The organism is Bradyrhizobium sp. Mp27, assembly GCF_029953005.1.
GTDB lineage: Bacteria > Pseudomonadota > Alphaproteobacteria > Rhizobiales > Xanthobacteraceae > Bradyrhizobium > Bradyrhizobium barranii.
This window is the reverse complement of record NZ_JASAUS010000630.1, coordinates 1-469: the sequence shown is the minus strand read 5'-3', so window position 1 is coordinate 469 and position 469 is coordinate 1. Positions and strand designations below refer to the sequence as shown.

Here is a 469-nt window from a genome sequence, read left to right as displayed (position 1 = left end):
AGCCACGATTACAAGCGGCATGGCACCACAACATTGTTTGCGGCGCTCGAAGTCGCCACCGGAAAGATCATCGCAACGCATTCAAAACGCCGTCGCCGCGTCGAGTTTCTCGATTTCATGGACAGCCTCACCGCGGCCTTTCCGAACCGCCAGCTTCACGTCATCCTCGACAACCTCAACACCCACAAGAAGAACGAGGACTGGCTTAAGGCCCACCCCAACGTGCAATTTCATTTCACGCCGACAAGTGCGTCCTGGCTCAATCAGGTCGAGGTATGGTTTTCGATCCTGCAGGGGCAGTCGCTTAGCGGCATCTCCTTCACGAGCCTCAAGCAGCTTCAGGAACACATCGACGCCTACGTCAACGCGTACAACGACAAAGCCGAGCCCTTCGTCTGGACCAAGAAAAAGGTCCGTCAACGCCGCTTCAAAGGCCGCCGTATCACTCAGCTCTGATTCCGGGTACTAG

Annotated in this window: 1 protein-coding gene; it reads left to right on the top strand. The window is 56.3% G+C overall.

The annotated features are described in order from the left end of the window. Positions 1-456: IS630 family transposase (locus QJT78_RS52085; RefSeq protein ID WP_281460941.1), on the top strand; the 456-nt coding region annotated here is incomplete at its 5' end. Positions 457-469: the final 13 nt, after the last annotated feature.